Source organism: Sphingopyxis sp. (assembly GCF_041916015.1).
GTDB lineage: Bacteria > Pseudomonadota > Alphaproteobacteria > Sphingomonadales > Sphingomonadaceae > Sphingopyxis.
On sequence record NZ_JAYSAH010000042.1, the window covers coordinates 1 to 17,229 of the forward strand.

General features: G+C 66.1%; 16 protein-coding genes and 1 tRNA gene. 7 read left to right on the plus strand and 10 right to left on the minus strand.

From position 1 onward, the window contains the following. The first annotated feature begins 124 nt into the window (after positions 1-124). Positions 125-334 carry a DUF1674 domain-containing protein gene (locus ACE3SL_RS05865; protein ID WP_374524823.1) on the plus strand — a complete coding sequence of 70 codons (210 nt, stop codon included), beginning with the start codon at positions 125-127 and terminating at the stop codon, positions 332-334. Positions 335-351: 17 nt separating this feature from the next. On the opposite strand, the gene ACE3SL_RS05870 is transcribed toward ACE3SL_RS05865, so the two are convergent. The 3 genes from ACE3SL_RS05870 to ACE3SL_RS05880 form a co-directional block, all read right to left on the minus strand. Then, positions 352-906, minus strand: a complete 555-nt coding sequence (locus tag ACE3SL_RS05870) for a cytochrome b (protein WP_374524824.1) — start codon at positions 904-906, stop codon at positions 352-354. Between the two features lie 11 nt (positions 907-917). Continuing rightward, positions 918-1,694, minus strand: a complete 777-nt coding sequence (locus ACE3SL_RS05875) for a SapC family protein (RefSeq protein ID WP_374524825.1) — start codon at positions 1,692-1,694, stop codon at positions 918-920. 112 nt (positions 1,695-1,806) lie between these two features. Next, positions 1,807-3,231, minus strand: a complete 1,425-nt coding sequence (locus tag ACE3SL_RS05880; protein ID WP_374524826.1) for an FAD-binding oxidoreductase — start codon at positions 3,229-3,231, stop codon at positions 1,807-1,809. Between the two features lie 185 nt (positions 3,232-3,416). Between ACE3SL_RS05880 and ACE3SL_RS05885 the strand changes: the two genes are divergently transcribed. Together ACE3SL_RS05885 and ACE3SL_RS05890 are read left to right on the plus strand one after the other, a co-directional pair. Further along, the gene (locus ACE3SL_RS05885) at positions 3,417-3,947 is read left to right on the plus strand and encodes a hypothetical protein (RefSeq protein WP_374524827.1); all 531 of its coding nucleotides are present in this window, start codon (positions 3,417-3,419) and stop codon (positions 3,945-3,947) included. A gap of 114 nt (positions 3,948-4,061) precedes the next feature. After that, positions 4,062-5,432, plus strand: coding sequence for a DEAD/DEAH box helicase (locus ACE3SL_RS05890; protein WP_374524828.1), 1,371 nt, complete (start codon positions 4,062-4,064; stop codon positions 5,430-5,432). A 15-nt stretch (positions 5,433-5,447) separates the two neighbouring features. On the opposite strand, the gene ACE3SL_RS05895 is transcribed toward ACE3SL_RS05890, so the two are convergent. Then, on the minus strand, positions 5,448-6,464 hold the full coding sequence (locus tag ACE3SL_RS05895; RefSeq protein WP_374524829.1) for an NADP-dependent oxidoreductase: 1,017 nt from the start codon (positions 6,462-6,464) through the stop codon (positions 5,448-5,450). A gap of 93 nt (positions 6,465-6,557) precedes the next feature. On the opposite strand from ACE3SL_RS05895, the gene ACE3SL_RS05900 reads away from it, so the two are divergent. Further along, positions 6,558-6,633 (plus strand) — tRNA-Ala (locus ACE3SL_RS05900). Between the two features lie 69 nt (positions 6,634-6,702). Here ACE3SL_RS05900 and ACE3SL_RS05905 read toward each other — a convergent pair. The 3 genes from ACE3SL_RS05905 to ACE3SL_RS05915 form a co-directional block, all read right to left on the minus strand. Then, the gene (locus ACE3SL_RS05905; RefSeq protein WP_374524830.1) at positions 6,703-7,563 is read right to left on the minus strand and encodes a DUF4349 domain-containing protein; all 861 of its coding nucleotides are present in this window, start codon (positions 7,561-7,563) and stop codon (positions 6,703-6,705) included. A gap of 74 nt (positions 7,564-7,637) precedes the next feature. Next, positions 7,638-9,935: an ATP-dependent helicase gene (locus ACE3SL_RS05910; RefSeq protein ID WP_374524831.1), complete on the minus strand. Its 2,298-nt coding sequence runs from the start codon at positions 9,933-9,935 to the stop codon at positions 7,638-7,640. A 10-nt stretch (positions 9,936-9,945) separates the two neighbouring features. Further along, positions 9,946-10,815 carry a Rossmann-like and DUF2520 domain-containing protein gene (locus ACE3SL_RS05915; protein ID WP_374524854.1) on the minus strand — a complete coding sequence of 290 codons (870 nt, stop codon included), beginning with the start codon at positions 10,813-10,815 and terminating at the stop codon, positions 9,946-9,948. Positions 10,816-11,135: 320 nt separating this feature from the next. Between ACE3SL_RS05915 and ACE3SL_RS05920 the strand changes: the two genes are divergently transcribed. Continuing rightward, positions 11,136-12,398, plus strand: coding sequence for an MFS transporter (locus ACE3SL_RS05920; protein ID WP_374524855.1), 1,263 nt, complete (start codon positions 11,136-11,138; stop codon positions 12,396-12,398). Here the strand turns inward: ACE3SL_RS05920 and rsmD are convergent. After that, positions 12,385-12,927, minus strand: a complete 543-nt coding sequence (gene rsmD, locus ACE3SL_RS05925; protein WP_374524832.1) for a 16S rRNA (guanine(966)-N(2))-methyltransferase RsmD — start codon at positions 12,925-12,927, stop codon at positions 12,385-12,387. The two genes, ACE3SL_RS05920 and rsmD, sit on opposite strands and share 14 nt — an antisense overlap. Beyond that, the gene (locus ACE3SL_RS05930) at positions 12,927-13,772 is read right to left on the minus strand and encodes a pseudouridine synthase (RefSeq protein WP_374524833.1); all 846 of its coding nucleotides are present in this window, start codon (positions 13,770-13,772) and stop codon (positions 12,927-12,929) included. The genes rsmD and ACE3SL_RS05930 overlap by 1 nt, the downstream gene beginning before the upstream one ends. A gap of 155 nt (positions 13,773-13,927) precedes the next feature. Between ACE3SL_RS05930 and ACE3SL_RS05935 the strand changes: the two genes are divergently transcribed. Continuing rightward, complete coding sequence (locus tag ACE3SL_RS05935; RefSeq protein WP_374524834.1) at positions 13,928-14,365, plus strand: response regulator; 438 nt, start codon at positions 13,928-13,930, stop codon at positions 14,363-14,365. Between the two features lie 135 nt (positions 14,366-14,500). Then, entirely contained in the window at positions 14,501-15,826 is a 1,326-nt protein-coding gene (locus ACE3SL_RS05940) for an MFS transporter (RefSeq protein WP_374524856.1), read from the plus strand. 3 nt (positions 15,827-15,829) lie between these two features. Here ACE3SL_RS05940 and ACE3SL_RS05945 read toward each other — a convergent pair whose 3' ends face one another. After that, positions 15,830-17,164, minus strand: a complete 1,335-nt coding sequence (locus tag ACE3SL_RS05945) for a folylpolyglutamate synthase/dihydrofolate synthase family protein (protein ID WP_374524835.1) — start codon at positions 17,162-17,164, stop codon at positions 15,830-15,832. Between the last annotated feature and the right edge of the window lie 65 nt (positions 17,165-17,229).

Below are 17,229 nucleotides of genomic sequence, written 5' to 3' on the forward strand. Positions count from 1 at the left end.
CGCGGCGCGCCGCGGCGCGGTGCCCGGCGGGTCGGCTTCGGCGGGGCCACGTCCGCGGCGAGGGCGGCGATCAGCCATGGAGGTGCTTGGCGAGGGACACGCGATATCCTATGTTGGACCAATCATGGCCGATAACTGCGAAACGAACGATATGGGCGGCACGCCCCGTGCGACCAAGCGCCCGGCGCATCTGCAGCCGCCCGCGCACTGGACGAACAGCCCGCTGCCGTCGCCCGCGCCGATCCGCGTCGACAAGGCCGAGGACCAGCCCGGCGGGCGCGACCCGGTGCGCTATGGCGACTGGGAACTGAAGGGCCTCGCGATCGACTTTTGAGATCGGCGCGCCGCGTCTCAAAAGGGATTCATCCGCGAAAGCTGCCGGTTGCGGTCGATGAACTGGTGCTTTGCCACCGCAAGCAGATGAATGATGACGAGCGCGAGCATCGTCAGGCCCATCGCCTCGTGCCGTTCGTGCATCACGTCGCCCAGCGCCTTGTCGGGCGCGACGATCGACGGAAGCGTGAACAAACCGAAGACATCGATCGGGCGGTCGGCCGCCGACATCCACACCCATCCCGAGAGCGGCAACAGGATCAGCAGCGCATAGAAGAGAAAATGGACGATCCGGGTCGCCCATTTCTCCCAGTCCGGCGTGCCCACCGGAAGCGGCGGAGTCCGGTGGCCGAGGCGCCACAGGAGGCGCAGCAAGGTCAGCAGGAGGATCGTGATGCCGAGCGCCTTGTGGAGGCTCATCGCGGCGCGATGCGTCTCGCGCGGCAGGCCTTCGGTCAGCATGACGAGACCGATATTGGTGATGACGGCGAGGCCGATCAGCCAGTGGAGCCATATGGCCACCTTCGTATAACGCGGATCGGCGGTCGTTCCGGTATCGACGAGGGTGGCCATATCTAGTCCTCTCAGGCTGCGGGAACCTGCATCAGTTCGGGGACTTTACCCGCCTTCACCTGCTCGGCGAAGACTTCGCGCATCAGCTGCAGCGAGAAGAGATGGGCATAGATCAGCGCGAGCAGGCCGTTCTGGTTCATCTTGCGGAGCACGTCGCCGCGCAGTTCGCGCAGCTTGTTCTCGTCGACCATCTGGAAGCCGCGATAGATATAGGGCTTGTCGCTGCCTTCGGGCTGGATCGCGACTTCGCCTTCCATCAACAGGTCGGCCTTCTTGAGCTCCTCTACGAAGAAGCTGGTCCGCAGGCCCGATTCCTCGAAATTCTTGCAGAATTCGAGGATGCCGGTGACGGGCTCGGTCGGCTGGCCGTTCTCGAACAGCGCGTCGCCCTCGTCGAACTTGCCGATCGCGCCCGAGGTGGGGTCGAAGCAGAGCGACAGGTCTTCGCTGTCGGGATTGAGCCGCGCGAGCAGGAAGGGATAACGGCGGATATAGGCCGGGACATAGACGGGGTTCAGCAGCTTGCCATCGGCATCGACGAAGGTGTTCACGCCTTCGTTGAGGCCCATCAGCGCCAGCGGAACGGGATTTTCGCCCGACGAGAAGACGATCGGATAGAAACGCGACGCCGGCACGAACTCGTCCGACGTCAGCGGCACGGCGTGCTGGTTGACCAGGAAATCGGCATTGTCCATCGGACGCGCGCGGAAATCGGCGTGATCGACGCTCGAAAGCGGAACGAGGTCGTTGTAGAAAATCGGCAGGTTGTTGGCGGGCGCGGTGGCCATGGTAGAACTCCGGATCGGACGCCCCGGGGTTTCGGGGCGGAAAGGCTAAAGGCGCGCCTTATTGGCACGCGCGGCGCGGCGCAAGGGGCGATGGTGCGGGCCGCCGCCGCAATCAGCCGATCAGTTTACCCGGATTGAACAGCCCGGCGGGGTCGAGCCCCGCCTTGATCGCGCGCAGCGCGGCAAGCCGCGCCGGGCTGTCGAGTTCCGCCAATATGTCGCGCTTCATCTGGCCGATGCCATGCTCGGCTGAAATCGACCCGCCCAGTTCGACGACATGGGTATAGACGATCCGGCTCGCCTCCGCGCCATGGCGCGCGAGCCAGCCCGCGCCGTCCGCGTCCTGCGGCGGCTGAACATGATGATGGATATTCCCGTCGCCCAGATGGCCGAAAGAGATGGTGCGGATACCGGGGAAGGCGGTGGCAAGACGCGCGGGATTGTCGGCGATGAACCGGGGCATCAGGTCGACCGGGACGCTGATGTCGTGCTGGAGCGCCGGGCCTTCCGCGCGTTCAGCTTCGGAGATTGAGTCGCGCAGGCGCCAGAAATCCTCGCTCTCGCGGTCGTTCTTGGCGATCGCGACGTCGTGGATGAGCCCCGTATCGAGCGCCGCGGTCAATTCGCTTTCCAGCGTCTCGCCGAGTGCCTCCCCATCGTCGCCCGCCAGCTCGACGAGTGCGTACCAAGGGGCCGCTTCGGCGAGGGGAAGGCGCGTCTGCGGAATATGGCGCAGCACCGCCTCGATCGTGCGGTGCGGGATGATCTCGAATCCTTCGAGGCTATTGCCGAGCGCGGCGTCGAGGCGGCGAAGCAGCAGCAGGGCGTCATCGGGCGAGGCAAGCCCGATCCACGCCGTCTGCCGCGCCGCTGCCGCCGGAACCAGCCGCAGGCTCGCCGCCGTCACGATCCCCAGCGTCCCTTCGGCGCCGCAGAACAGGTGCCGGAAGTCATAGCCGCGATTGTCCTTCTTGAGCGGCGCGAGACCGTCGAAGATGCGGCCATCGGGAAGCACCGCCTCGATCCCTGCGACGAGCGCGCGCATCGTGCCGTGGCGCAGGACCTGCGTTCCACCGGCATTGGTCGAAACCAGCCCGCCGACGGTCGCGGACCCCTTGCCGCCGAGGGTCAGGGGAAAGCGCAGCCCCCTGTCGAGCGCGGCATGGTGCAGATGCTCGAGGATCACACCGGCTTCGGCGACCATGATCCGCGCCGGTTCGTCGATCGTACGGATGCGGTTCATCCGCCGCAGGCTCAGCAAAAGCTGGTCGCCCGACGTGTCGGGCGTCGCTCCGCCGACCATGCCGCTGTTGCCGCCCTGCGGGACGAGCGCCACCCCCTCGGCGGCGCAGAGGCTAACGACCGCCGCGACCTCTTCGGTCGTCGCGGGCGAGAGCATCGCCGCGGTCTTGCCATGATATTTGCCGCGCCAGTCGGTCAGCCAGGGCGCCAGCACATCGGGATCGGCACTGAAGCCTTTCGGCCCCAGGCGATCGGCAAGCCGGGACAGAAGGGCGGGCGAGGGCGGGCGCGTCATGCCAAAAAACCTCCGGAAATCTTCGCCGATCGGGCGCAGAGGGCTCGACAGCAATTCATTTGATGTTCAATCATGGCGATTAAAAGGGGCGATGGACGAAAGGCGACATTTCGTCCAGCATCGAAGCGGGAGCTGCGGGTGAGCATCATCTTCTGTCAGGGCGCCGGAAGGACGGCCGCGCGATCGTGCTGACGGCTGCCGCCCTGATGGCGATGATCTGGGGACCCGTCGCAGACGCGCCGATGCCCTCGCAGCCGCCCGAACCGCTGGTCGCGATTTCGCTGCCGGCGCCCGGCGAAGCCTCCGCGGGCTTCTGGCAGGTGGTCATCGAACAACAGCTTATCATCCGGGTTCCCGCGCGGCGTTCGCCGATCAACAATTTCATGGCCGCGCCGACCCCCGAGATGCGTTTGCGGCAGATTCCGATCGAGTGGAAGGAAAAGAAGGCCCCGAAATGCGTCGCGATGCGCGACATCACCGGCATGCAGGCGACCGAGCGCGACAGCATCGACCTGATCACCCGGCAGCGGCAGCGGTTGCGGGCGCAGCTCAACCGCGGCTGCCGCGCGCTCGATTTCTACGCCGGCTTCTATATGCAGGGCACCAAGGACGGGCGGCTTTGCGAGGATCGCGACGAAATTCACGCCCGAACCGGCGCGAAGTGCCAGATCGACAAATTCCGCCTGATGGTGCCGGTCCCGCGCGACGAGGATTGATCGGGTCAATCGACGCCTTTTCTTGACTTTTCGTCCCCACTTCCCCAAGGGCCGCGGCAGCAATGGCGCTCGTGGGACGCCATGCTGCAACATTTTTCCGGACAGTTTGACCTTATGAAATTTGCCGACCTCGGCCTTTCCGACGAACTTTTGCGCGCAGTCACCGAAGCGGGCTACGACGAGCCGACCCCGATTCAGGCGGGCGTCATTCCCTCGGTGCTGATGATGCGCGACATCATCGGCATCGCCCAGACGGGCACGGGCAAGACCGCGTCCTTCGTGCTGCCGATGATCGACATCCTCGCGCACGGCCGCACGCGCGCCCGGATGCCGCGCTCGCTGATCCTCGCGCCGACACGCGAACTCGCGGCGCAGGTGGCGGAAAACTTCGAGAAATACGGCAAGTATCACAAGCTCTCGATGGCGTTGCTGATCGGCGGCGTCCAGATGGGCGATCAGGTCAAGGCGCTGGAGAAGGGCGTCGATGTCCTGATCGCGACCCCGGGCCGCCTGATGGACCTGTTCGAGCGCGGCAAGATATTGCTCACCGGCTGCAACCTGCTGGTGATCGACGAAGCCGACCGCATGCTCGACATGGGCTTTATCCCCGACATCGAGAATATCTGCACCAAGCTGCCGGCGAATCGGCAGACCCTGCTCTTCTCGGCGACGATGCCGCCGCCGATCAAAAAGCTGGCCGACAAATTCCTGTCGAACCCGAAGACGATCGAGGTCGCGCGCCCGGCGAGCCGCAACGAGAATATCGAGCAGTTCGTGGTGAAGACCTCCGAGCGCGGCAAGCGCGACACGCTGCGCGGTCTGATCGAGGCTGAGGATATCGGCACCGCGATCATCTTCTGCAACCGCAAGACGACGGTGCGCGAGCTCGCGAAGTCGCTGCAGCGCCATGGTTACAAGGCGGGCGAGATTCATGGTGACATGGACCAGTCGAGCCGCATCGCCGAACTCGACCGCTTCAAGGCGGGGACGATCAACATACTGGTCGCCTCGGACGTCGCGGCGCGCGGGCTCGACGTCAAGGGCGTCAGCCATGTGTTCAACTTCGACGCGCCCTGGCATCTCGACGATTATGTCCACCGCATCGGCCGCACCGGCCGCGCGGGCGCGAAGGGCAGGGCCTTCACGCTGGTCACGCCATCGGACGACGAGGCGCTCGACAATATCCAGAAGCTGACCGGCTACCAGATTCCGATGCACGACACCGGCGCTGTGGACGCAAGGCCTGCACGCGAGACCGAAGAGCGCGAACCGCGCCGCAGCGGCCGTGCGGAGCGCGGCGGACGCTCGAAAGCCGACAGGCAACCGAAGCGCAGCGACGACAAACGCGCCGCGCCGAAACGGGACGTGCCCAAAAGGGATGAGGGCCGCAAGCCGGCCCCGGCGTCGCGGCACGACGACGACGGCCCCGATGACGGCTGGAACGGCCCGATGCCGGATTTCCTGTCGGTCGGTTTCGGAAGCTGACGCCGGTCGCCCGCTTCAGAGCCGGACGAGCATCTTCCCGATATTCTCGCCGCTGAAGAGGCCGAGGAAGGCGTCCGGCGCCACCTCCAGCCCGTCGCGCACCGTCTCGCGCATCGTCACCGCGCCGCTCGCGATCAGGCTGGCCATGTCGGCGTAGAATTCGTCGGCGCAGTCGATGAACTGGTCGGTGTAGATAAAGCCCTCCATGCGGATGCGCGCCGGAATGGCCCGGATCAGATATTTCATTTCCTGCGCTTTGCCGTCGTTATAGACGTCGATCATCCCGCAGATCGCAAAACGCGCAAAGTCGTTGGCGGCCGCAAAGGCGGCGTCGAGATGCTCGCCGCCGACATTGTCGAAATAGACGTCGATCCCCGGCTTGCCGATCGCTTCGAGCGCCCGCGCGAGTTGCGGCAGGACCGGGCCCGCCTTGTAATCGATCACCGCGTCGGCGCCGAGATCGGATACCCACGCACATTTTTCGGCGCCGCCCGCCGACCCGATGACGGTCATCTCGCGCGCCTTGGCGATCTGGACCACCGCCGATCCCACCGCGCCTGCCGCCGCCGAAACGAAGACCGTGTCGCCCGGCTTCGCCGCCGCGATGCGAAGCAGGCCGATCCACGCGGTGCCGCCGGTCAGCCCCATGTTGTGAAGGAAGGTCTGCGGCGAAAGGCCCGCCGCCAGCAGGTCGGCGGGCAGCTTGTTGGGCATCATGTCGAGGCCGATGACCCCGCCGTCGCGCCATCCGCCCATGTGAAGAATCAGGTCGCCGGGTGCGAAACCCTCCATGCGGCTTTCGAGGATCTCGCCGATCGCGCCGCCGGTCATCGGCTGGTCGATCTGAAAGCTCGCGGCATAGCTTTTCGCGTCGTTCATCCGCCCGCGCATATAGGGATCGACCGACAGCCAATGATTGCGAACGCGAAGCTGGTCGGCTTCGAGCGGCCCGTCGGGAATTTCGCGCAGCGCCAAATTGTCGTGCGACGGGCGTCCGTGCGGACGGCTGATCAAATGCCACGCCTTGGCCATAGTCCCCCACTCCCCAATTTTACCGATAGCGGCGACAATCGTCAGAAAAGCCGTTGCCACTGTCAATATGTGCAGTTAAGAGCGCCCGGTCGCGGGGCCGTAGCTCAGATGGGAGAGCGCTGCAATCGCACTGCAGAGGTCAGGGGTTCGATTCCCCTCGGCTCCACCAGCGACCCATTTCCGAAACTGGCAAAGCGTATCGACCGGGGACAGAATATCTGCCCCCGATCGCTGATTCTCAAGCAGCGGGTGCGGGCGGCTCGGTCGGGCGACTGCGGAAACGGCGCCACAGGAAGACGATCAATGCCGCCAGCAACGCCCATGGCAGGACGGCGGCGCCGGCGACGAGGATGATCGACAGCAAGGTGCCCCCGCTGCCCAGCAAGGTGGTCCACGCGTTGCCGAACGGATTCTCGCGGCCGATGCCCGGAAGGCCGCCGTCGCTTGCATAGTTGAACGCGACGCTCGTCCACGCGATTCGGGCTTCCCCGGCGCGGCGGCTCTGCCGCTCGTCGCCGATTTGCCCGCGCAGCGTGCCGATCTGCGAAAGCAGTTCGGCGCGCTCGCGCTTGTCGAGGCCGCCTTGCTTCAGTCTTTCTTCCAGCCGCGCGATTTCGGCTTCGGAGCCCGCGCTGCGCTGCTGCGACGCCAGGATTTCGCTTCCGAGATCCTCGCCATTGACGCTCGCGTCGGCGAGGACGCCCTCCGCCTTCTCGACGCTCGCGAGCGCGTTGGCGCCGAATTTGCGCGCGATGCCCGGATCGAGCTTGAACTGCGTCTGCGCCTCCACCAGCTTTTCGTCATTCAGCTGATAGCGGACGTCGACGATGCGACAGCGCTGGATGCCCAGCGTTTCACAGGCGGCGGCATGTTCCTCCTGCACCCTGGCGATGCGGTCGTCGGCGAGACGGAAGGTGTAGGAATAGTCGAAGGCGACGCCCGGTGCGGCATTGAGCGCCACATCGGGGCCCGCCGCATCGCTGGCGGCCGCTTCGGCAGCGGGGGCATTGGAAGTCGAAACACTGGCCTCGTCGGCTGGCTTTTCACCGCAGCCGACCAGGGCGAGCGCCATCGCGCCCGCTAAGAGCTTATTTCGCATGCAGATTCTCCCAAAACGCGACTCGCTGGCCGCAGGAGATGGCATATCATAACTAATGCAGTAGACAATGGGAATCAGGCTGCGCGGACGAAACCGTCGAGGACCTTTTTGCTGCCCGACTGATCGAATTCGACGTCGAGCTTGTTGCCGTCGATGTCGATGATCTCGCCATAGCCGAACTTTTCGTGGAACACGCGCATCCCGATCGCGAGGTCGGATCGCGGCTTGGCGCCGACCGAAGCGGCGGACGCGCGCTCCGACGGGGCGGGAGCGCGGGTGATTGTCGAGGACCCGGCGACCGCGCGCTGCCACGCCGGACCGCGCGTCATCGTGCGCGCGGGGTTGCGCTCGGCGACATGGGCGAAGGGGTCGCCCTGCGCCGACCAGTTCGCGCGCCACAGGCTCTGTCCGCCGCCGAAACTATTCTCGCTCTCGACATGCTCGGCGGGAATTTCGCCGATGAAGCGGCTCGGGATGCTGCTCATCCACTGGCCATAGATGCGGCGGTTCGCGGCGTGATAGATGCTCGCGCGCTGGCGGGCGCGGGTGATCGCGACATAGGCGAGACGGCGCTCCTCCTCGAGGCTCGCGGTGCCGCCTTCGTCCATCGAACGCTGCGACGGGAACACACCGTCCTCCCATCCGGCAAGGAAAACATGGTCGAATTCGAGGCCTTTGGCGGCGTGGATCGTCATGATCGTCACCGTCTCGGTCTGATCGTCGTTGTCGCGGTCCATGACGAGGCTGACATGCTCGAGGAACGCTTCGAGCGAGTCATATTCCTCCATCGCGCGGACGAGTTCGGAGAGGTTTTCGAGCCGCCCCGCTGCCTCGGCGCTGCGATCGGCCTGCAGCATCGCGGTGTAGCCTGACTCGTCGAGGATGAGCTGGGTCAGTTCGGGATGCGACAGTTCGTTCGCCTTGCCCTGCCAGCTCCGCATCTGCGCAACGAAGTTCGCAAGCTGACGCCGCGCCTGCGGTGTGAGCTCGTCGGTCTCGGTGATCCGCGACGCGGCGTGAAACAGCGGCGCGCGTTCGATCCGCGCAAACTGGTGGATGCGCGCGAGCGCCTTGTCGCCGAGCCCCCGCTTGGGTACGTTGACGATACGCTCGAACGCCAGATCGTCCGCGCTCGACTGGACGAGACGCAGATAGGCAAGCGCATCGCGAATTTCGGCGCGCTCGTAGAAACGGAAGCCGCCGACGATCCGGTAGGGCATGCCGATCGCGATGAAGCGGTCCTCGAACTCGCGCGTCTGGAACTGCGCGCGGACGAGGATCGCGGCACGGTCGAGGCTGACACGGCGATGCTGGAGCGTCTCCAACTCTTCACCGATCCGCCGCGCCTCCTCGGGGCCGTCCCACACGCCGACGACGCGAACCTTGTCGCCCGCGTCGAGCTCGGTCCACAGCGTCTTGCCGAGCCGGTCGCTGTTTTGCGCGATCAGCGCCGACGCGGCCGCCAATATCTGCGGCGTCGAGCGGTAATTCTGCTCGAGACGGATCACCGTCGCGCCCGGAAAATCCTTCTCGAAGCGCAGGATGTTCGCGACCTCGGCGCCGCGCCACGAATAGATGGACTGGTCGTCGTCGCCGACGCAGCAGATATTCTTTCGCGCCTGCGCGAGCAGCCGCAGCCAGAGATATTGGCTCGCGTTGGTGTCCTGATATTCGTCGACGAGGACATATTTGAACCGCTGCTGATAGTATTCGAGCACGTCGCGGTGCGTCCTCAATATCACGAGCATGTGGAGCAGCAGGTCGCCGAAGTCGCAGGCATTCAGCGTTTTCAGCCGCGCCTGATAGAGCGCATAGAAATGCTGGCCCTTGCCGTCGGCATAAGCCTCCTTGTCGGCCGCATCGAGATCGGCGGGGGTGAGGCCGCGGTTCTTCCACTTGTCGATCAACCCCGCGAGCTGGCGTGCCGGCCAGCGCTTCTCGTCAAGCCCTTCGGCCTGGATGAGTTGCTTGAGGACCCGAAGCTGGTCGTCGGTATCGAGGATGGTGAAGTTGCTTTGCAGCCCCACCAGTTCGACATGGCGGCGCAGCATCTTCGCACAAATGCTATGGAAGGTGCCGAGCCAGGGCATTCCCTCGACGGCATCTCCGATCATCCTCCCGATCCGCTCGCGCATCTCGCGCGCGGCCTTGTTGGTGAAGGTAACGGCGAGGATTTCCGAGGGCCATGCGCGCCGCGTCGCGATGATATGCGCGAGCCGCGCGGTCAGCGCCGCAGTCTTTCCGGTGCCCGCGCCCGCGAGCATCAGCACCGGCCCTTCGGTGGTGAGCACCGCCTGACGCTGCGGGCCGTTGAGGCCCTGCAGATAGGGAGGATCGGAAGCGTCCGGATGGAGAGAGGGAAGATCGGTCACGCGCGAACGATTAGGGAACAGCGCCCCCGCTGTCCAGTGCGCGGCGAAGCGCCGAGCGCTCCTTCCGTCCCAATTCGTCGAGCGTCGCGAGCGCCATTGCGCGATAGGCAGGAAGCAGGTCGGGGCATGCGGCCGCAAGCGCCTCCAGATGCCCCTCGATCGTATGGTCATCGCCGCGCAGCAACGGCCCCGATAGCGCCGCAAAGCCGCGATCGAGACTGTTCTCCAGCGCCGCCCGGACCAGCGGCGCGATCAGGGCCGCCGGATCGTCGACACCGGCATTTCGCAGCGCGTGCGAGGCCCCGGCCAGCAGCGTCACGAGGTGGTTCGACGCGTGACAGAGCGCCGCATGATAGAGTGGGCGGCCGCCCTCGGAAATGTGGACGGCGATCCCACCGAGCAGGGCGACGACCTGCCGCGCTCGCTCTTCCGCTGCCGGCGAGGAGCCGGTAACGGCGAAGCGCGCTTCCGTCATTCGCCGGACTTCGGCTTGTGGATCGCCGGTAAAAGTCATCGCAGGATGGATCGCGCCGGTCAGCATTCCCGCGGTTTGCAGAGGGCCGAGAAGCGACGCCCCGCTGCGGCCGCTGACATGGAAGGCAAAAGCTGCGCAATTCTTCGACACCGCCTCGGCAAGTTCAGCCGCGACGGTCGCCACGGCGTCGTCCGAAACCGCGATCGCGATCAGGTCGCAATCCTTCGCTACAGGAGCGAGGCCGTGCGCAGCGATGGCTCGAACCCGCGCGGCGGCTGCGCCGGCCCTGTCCGGCGACCGTCCCCACAGAAGGACCGGAGCGCCCGAATGCGGCGCCAGCCCGAGCACAAGCGCCTGCGCGACCCGGCCCGAGCCGATAATGCCGACTTGTCGGAATATCGTCATGGGCGGCGTGTAGCGCGTGCGGGTGCGCTTCGCCAATAATTGGGGCGTGGAAGGGTCGGTTTGCGACCGATAGGCGACCTGATCTCCCCTCCCGCTTGCGGGAGGGGCAGCGAGGCTTGCCAGCTTGCTGGCTAGCCGCAGCGGGGAGGGTTCTCGCACCGCCGCTGCCCCTCTCCCGACCCCTCCCGCAAGCGGGAGGGGAGAAAGAACGGCAGTTCCCCACCCCAATGCCGTAACCCCCGCATTCCGCCTTGCATAACCCGCCCCCTCGCGTCCAAAGCGTCCGCCGGACAAACAGGGGAGGGGCATTGCCCGTGGATCTGGCACCCTATCGCGCGCATCGGCGCATTCTGACCGCGAGCCTCGTCGGCACCGCGGTCGAATTCTATGATTTCTACATTTACGGGACCGCCGCCGCGCTCGTCTTCGGCCCGCTTTTCTTTCCCGCCGAATCGGCCTCGGCGCAGCAGATGCTCGCCTTCATGAGCTTCGGGCTCGCCTTTTTCGCGCGTCCCGTCGGGGCCATCGTCTTCGGTCATTATGGCGACCGGATCGGACGCAAGTCGACGCTCGTCGCCTCGCTGATGCTGATGGGCGGATCGACGCTGCTCATCGCCTTCCTGCCGACCTATGCGATGGCCGGATGGATCGCGCCGCTGCTGCTCTGTATCCTGCGCTTCGGCCAAGGCTTCGGGCTCGGCGGCGAATGGGGCGGGGCGGCGCTGCTCGCGGTCGAGAATGCGCCGCCGGGCTGGAAATCGCGCTTCGGCATGTTTCCGCAGCTCGGCGCGCCGGTCGGCTTCCTCGCCGCGAACGGGCTGTTCCTGCTGCTCGGGCTCGGCCTCAGCGATGCCGATTTTGCCGCCTGGGGCTGGCGCATTCCTTTCCTCTTCTCGGCGCTGCTTGTCGGTCTCGGCCTGTGGGTGCGGCTCAAGATCGGCGAGACGCCCGATTTCGCCGCCGCGCTCGAAGAGGACAAGCCGGCGCCGGTCCCGATCGGCGAACTGTTTCGCAATCACCTCGTCGCGACGCTCGCGGGCACCTTTGCGGTCGTCGCCTGTTTCGCGATCTTCTATCTCGCGACCTCCTTCGCGCTGTCGCACGGGACGAAGGAGCTTGGCTATCCGAAGGAGCAGTTCCTGCTGATCCAGCTTGGCGCGATCCTGTTCATGGCCGGCGGCATTATTTTCGCGGGCTATGTCAGCGATGCGTCGAGCTCGCAGCGCGTCCTGACCTGGGGCTGCGGCGCGACGATCCTTGCGGGTATCCTGTTCGGGCCGTCATTGGGATCGGGAAGCTGGTTCCTCATCTTCCTCGGCCTCGCGGCGTCGCTGTTCGTGATGGGCCTCGTCTACGGCCCGCTCGGTAGCTGGCTCACCGCGCTGTTTCCGGTGCGGGTGCGCTATACGGGGGCGTCGGTCGCGTTCAACGTCGGCGGCATATTGGGCGGCGCCGCGGCACCGATCGCCGCGCAATGGCTGGGCGACCGCGGCGGCACGAACATGGTCGGCCTCTATCTGGCGCTGGCGGGCGTGGTGAGCTGGGTCGGGCTGATGATGGTGCGTAAGACTAGGCCAGCCTGAGCAAGGTCAGCTTCGCCTTGCCGACCTTGCGTTCGGCATCGATCTCGAACCCCGCGACCTCGACACTTTCCTTGTGCGAGGTTTCGATCGAGATCAGGCTGTCGGCGCCGACCCAGCCGAGCCGGTTCAGCTTGTCGAGCGCGACGCTGCCCGCGCCGGTATCGTATGGCGCGTCGAACAGCAGCAGGTCGAACGTCCGGCGCCCCGGGCCGAGCCCAAGCACCGATCCGGCCCGCACATCGGCGCGCGATGCGGCGCCCAGCGTAGCCAGATTTTTCCTGAGCGCATCGAGCGCGTCGCGGTCCTGCTCGCCGAACAGGCAATGTTCGGCGCCGCGCGACAACGCCTCGATCCCGAGCGCGCCCGACCCGGCGAACAGGTCGGCGACATGGAGTCCCTCGAAGCTGCCGAGCCGGCTCGCGAGCATCGAGAACAGGGTCTCGCGCGTCCGGTCGGCTGTCGGACGGGTCGCGTCATTCTTCGGCGCGAGCAGCTTGCGCCCGCGCCATTCCCCCGCGATGACCCGCATCAGCCGAGCCGCCGCCGGAACTGGAACAGTTCGTCGCGCGGCACGATCTCGACCGCGCCGACGTCGAGCGCCTCGACGGTGAACTGGCCGTAGCGGGTGCGGATCAGCCGGCTGACCTGCAACCCGAGATGTTCGAGCACGCGGCGGACCTCGCGGTTCTTACCCTCGGTCAGCGTCATCTCGATCCACTGGTTGCGGCCCGTGCGGCGCTCGAGGTTGGCGTCGATCTTGCCATAGCGGACGCCGTCGATCTCGACCCCCATCACCAGCTCCTCGAGCTGTTCCTGGCTGATGTCGCCGAAGGCGCGCGCGCGATAGGTGCGCTCGACCCCGCTCGCGGGCAGTTCGAGCTGGCGCTTGAATTCGCCGTCGTTGGTCAGCAGCAGCAGCCCCTCGGTGTTATAATCGAGGCGGCCCACCGGCATCAGCCGTGGCAGCCCTTTGGGCAACACGTCATAGATCGTCTTGCGACCTTTCGGATCGCGCGCCGCGGTCAGGCAGCCCACGGGCTTGTAGAAGCGATAGAGCCGCGTCGAGACGGGCTTGGCGACCGGATTGCCGTCGACCGTCAGGCCTTCGAGCGAAGCGAGCAGCGGCGCGGGCTGCGCGATCGTTTCGCCGTTCAGCGCGATCCGCCCTTCCTCGATCATCCGCTCGACGTCGCGGCGCGAGCCGACTCCGGCGCGCGCGAGCAGCTTCGCGATCCGCTGCGGCCCGTCCTCGTCGCGTTCGGTTTCGGGTTGGGGCTTGCGCGGCGCGGCGGCTCCGCGCGCGGCACGGCGGCCGCGCGGAGCATCGGACGGCGCCGGGCGGGGCGCGCTGCGGGGTGGACGGCGGCTGTTCATGGGAACGGATGCGGCTTTCTTGTCGTTTTTGGTCACAAGAGTGTGCCTTTGTGATCACGCTCATAGCCCGAAATGGGTCGCTTCGTCGATGGCAAGCAGAAGCGATATTGCAGGAAGGGCAAGAGCGAGTCATGGCGCCGTTAAAGGGAGTATATATGCTCTTCGCGTCCCGCCCGTCGTGCATCAAGCGCCTGCTGATCATCGAGGATGATCCGCTGGTCGCGTTCGACAACGAGCGGACGCTGAAACACGGCGGCTATGATGTCGTCGCGACGGTCGATTCGGGCGAGGCCGCGGTGCCGGTGATCGCCGCCGGCGAGATCGATGCGATCGTTCTCGACCTTGGGCTCGCTGGTCACATGTCGGGGCGTGAGGTGGCCCGCCTCGCGCACGACCGCGGCATCGCGGTGCTGCTTGTAACCGCACAATGCCCCGCCGACGCCGAAGATCTCGCTGTTGCCTGCCTCGGCAAACCGCACAGCGCTTCGCAACTCGTGTCAGCGCTGAAGGCGGTCGAGACGATGACCTGCAAGAACCAGGCCCCGCGCAAGGTCAGCGGGCTGCGCACCTTCTGGCGGCCCGAAGCGGCGTGACGCGGCGGCGCTTCGGCGCGCTGTGAAGAATTAGCCGCTTCCAATTTGTTCCCGACGCTTTAGGCCATGACACCATCAGGTCGCGCATCCGCTTCAGGATGCGATGGGGGAGAGCCGAATTTGCAAGCAGAGAGCGTGACGCCGGCGCCGCAAGGCTGGTGGGACAGCGTCCGGCCTTATCTGGAACGCGCGCCTCTGGCGGCCTTCCTCCTGGGGGTGTCTTCCGGTTTCCCCTACGCGATGATCGGCGCGACCCTGACGACGCGCCTCGCGCAGGACGGCATCGACAAGAAGACGGTGACGGCCTTCACGCTCGCCTTCCTCGTCTACAATCTCAAGCCGCTCTGGTCGTGGATCGTCGATGGCGTCCGCTTGCCGATATTGGGCCGGATGGGGCAGCGCGTGTCGTGGATGATCCTCGCCGCGGTGCTGGTCATGGCTGCGGTCGCCAATCTCGCGCTGCAGGACCCGAAGGCCGACATCTATCAGACCGCGGTGGCCGCGATTCTCGTCGGCCTCGCGGGGGCGACCTTCGACATCGTCATCGACGCCTATCGCATCGAAACGCTGAAGCCCGAGCAGCTCGGCATCGGATCGGGGATGAGCCAATATGGCTGGCGCATCGGATCGGCGGGCGCGGGCGCACTCGCGCTCTACCTCGCGGCGCGGCACGGATGGGAGGCGGCCTATCTCGCCTGCGCGCTCTTCGCGCTTCCCGCGGTCGTCGCGGCGCTGTGGCTCGGCGAGCCCGAGCGGCACCGCGATCCCGCGCAGCGCAAGGGCGGCGGCGCGATCCTCCAGTCGATCGTCGGTCCGTTCGTCGAATTCTTCCAGCGGCAGGGAGCGCTGCTCGTCCTGCTCTTCATTCTCGTCCACAAGATCGGCGACACCCTTGCCAACCTGACCTTCCGCCTGCTGTTCGACGATCTGGGCTACACCAATGACGAGATCGCCATCTATGACGTCGGCATCGGTTTCTGGGCCTATCTGATCGGCATCTTCATCGGCGGCATCATGTACGCGCGGATGGGAATGAAGCGCTCGGTGCTCGTCAGCCTGATCCTGATGGCCGTATCGAATTTCAGCTTCGCGCTGCTTGCCGCGACGGGCAAGAGCAATCTCGGCATGGCGGGCGCGATCGGGTTCGAGAATTTTGCGAGCGGGATCGGCGGCGTCGTGGTCGTCGCCTATTTCTCGGCGCTCTGCGACCTCCGCTTCACTGCTGCGCATTATGCGCTGATTTCCTCGGCGGCGAGCATCGTCGGGCGTTTCGTCACCGGCACGACCGCGGGGGCGCTGATCGAGACCTTCGGCTATGTCCAATTCTACCTGCTCACCACCGCGGCGGCGGTTCCGGGCATTCTGCTCTTCTGGTGGATGATGCGGACGGGGCTCGTCGATCTGTCGGTCGGTTCGGCGGGAAAGACCGGGGATTCGGGCCAGAAGGAAGCTTCCGGCTGAGGATCAGGTCGGGGACTGCCCGTTGGCTCTGAGCACTTCGCCTGCGAGATAGAGCGAACCGCAGATCAGCACGTCGGCACCCCGGCGATCGCGGACGACGGCGAGCGCCGCCGTAACATCGGCGCATGGCTCGACACCGCGAATCCCCAATTCGCTCTGCACCTGCTGGCAAAGCTCCGTCGGTGCATGATGTTCGTGCCCCGGAATCGGCACGGCCTGAAACGAGGCGATCTTGTCGGCGAACGGCCGCAGAAAGCCGATGGCATCCTTGTTGGCGAGCAGACCGCAAACAATGTGCAGCGGCGCGCGGTCGGCGAGGGCCTTCGCGAGCGCCACGCCCGCGTCGGGATTATGGCCGCCGTCGAGCCATAGCGCGGCTCCGGGCGGCAGCATCGCGGTCAGCGGCCCCGCGCCAAGCCGTTGCATCCGCGCGGGCCAGTGCGCACGGGCCATCGCCACGGCACAAGCGCTGTCGGGAATGGCGAGCGCGGTCTGATGCCGGAGAATCGCGACAGCCAGCGCCGCATTGTCGGCCTGATGCGCCCCGATCATCGCGGGCAGGGGCAGGTCGAGCGCGCCGCGCGCGTCGCGGTAGCGGATGCCGTCCTCATGAACGATGGCATCCCATGCGCCGCCGCGGTCGTAAAGGATCGCTCCGGCCCTGTTCGCCTGCTTCGCCACCTCGGCGCGCGCCGAGGACGGATAGGCCTGCGTCACCAGCGGAACCCCGGCCTTCGCGATTCCCGCCTTTTCGAAGGCGATGCGGTCGATCGGGACCGCCGGCACATCATCCTCGGGGGCAAGGAGAAAGGCTTCATGATCGATGCCGAGCGACGCGATACCGCAAACGAGCGGCTTTGCGATGATATTGGTTGCGTCGAGCCGTCCGCCGAGCCCGACCTCGATTATGCAGGCATCGGCGGGCGTCCGGGCAAAGGCCAGGAAAGCCGCGGCGGTCGTGACCTCGAAGAAGCTCGCCTGCAGCCCCTCGGCGACGTCGAGCACTTCGCCGAGCAGCGCTGCGAGCAGCGCGTCGTCGATCAATTCGCCGGCGAGCCGGATACGCTCGTTGAACCGCACGAGATGCGGGCTGGAATAGACATGCGCCTTGAGCCCCGCCGCCTCGACGGCCGCGCGCAGGAAGGCGCAGGTCGAGCCCTTGCCGTTGGTGCCCGCGACGTGGAGCACCGGCGGCAGCTTGTCCTGCGGATTGTCAAGACGGCGGCAGAGTTCGGCGATGCGTTCGAGACCGAGAATATCCCGTCCCGGCGATAGCGCCGCCAGGCGATCGAGCTGCGCCTGCACGGCGGGGTTGGAGCTGTGCGCGTGGTCGGGCATGGGATCCCTTACATCATTTCGTCATTGCGAGCGGAGCGAAGCAATCCAGAGTGTGCGTAAATCGC

What these genes read in the sequence shown, in the direction of transcription:
- ACE3SL_RS05865 (WP_374524823.1), top strand. Translation starts at nt 125, where the DNA reads ATGGCCGATAACTGCGAAACGAACGATATGGGCGGCACGCCCCGTGCG.
- ACE3SL_RS05870 (WP_374524824.1), bottom strand. Translation starts at nt 906, where the DNA reads ATGGCCACCCTCGTCGATACCGGAACGACCGCCGATCCGCGTTATACG.
- ACE3SL_RS05875 (WP_374524825.1), bottom strand. Translation starts at nt 1,694, where the DNA reads ATGGCCACCGCGCCCGCCAACAACCTGCCGATTTTCTACAACGACCTC.
- ACE3SL_RS05880 (WP_374524826.1), bottom strand. Translation starts at nt 3,231, where the DNA reads ATGACGCGCCCGCCCTCGCCCGCCCTTCTGTCCCGGCTTGCCGATCGC.
- ACE3SL_RS05890 (WP_374524828.1), top strand. Translation starts at nt 4,062, where the DNA reads ATGAAATTTGCCGACCTCGGCCTTTCCGACGAACTTTTGCGCGCAGTC.
- ACE3SL_RS05895 (WP_374524829.1), bottom strand. Translation starts at nt 6,464, where the DNA reads ATGGCCAAGGCGTGGCATTTGATCAGCCGTCCGCACGGACGCCCGTCG.
- ACE3SL_RS05905 (WP_374524830.1), bottom strand. Translation starts at nt 7,563, where the DNA reads ATGCGAAATAAGCTCTTAGCGGGCGCGATGGCGCTCGCCCTGGTCGGC.
- ACE3SL_RS05915 (WP_374524854.1), bottom strand. Translation starts at nt 10,815, where the DNA reads ATGACGATATTCCGACAAGTCGGCATTATCGGCTCGGGCCGGGTCGCG.
- rsmD (WP_374524832.1), bottom strand. Translation starts at nt 12,927, where the DNA reads ATGCGGGTCATCGCGGGGGAATGGCGCGGGCGCAAGCTGCTCGCGCCG.
- ACE3SL_RS05930 (WP_374524833.1), bottom strand. Translation starts at nt 13,772, where the DNA reads ATGAACAGCCGCCGTCCACCCCGCAGCGCGCCCCGCCCGGCGCCGTCC.
- ACE3SL_RS05935 (WP_374524834.1), top strand. Translation starts at nt 13,928, where the DNA reads ATGCTCTTCGCGTCCCGCCCGTCGTGCATCAAGCGCCTGCTGATCATC.
- ACE3SL_RS05945 (WP_374524835.1), bottom strand. Translation starts at nt 17,164, where the DNA reads ATGCCCGACCACGCGCACAGCTCCAACCCCGCCGTGCAGGCGCAGCTC.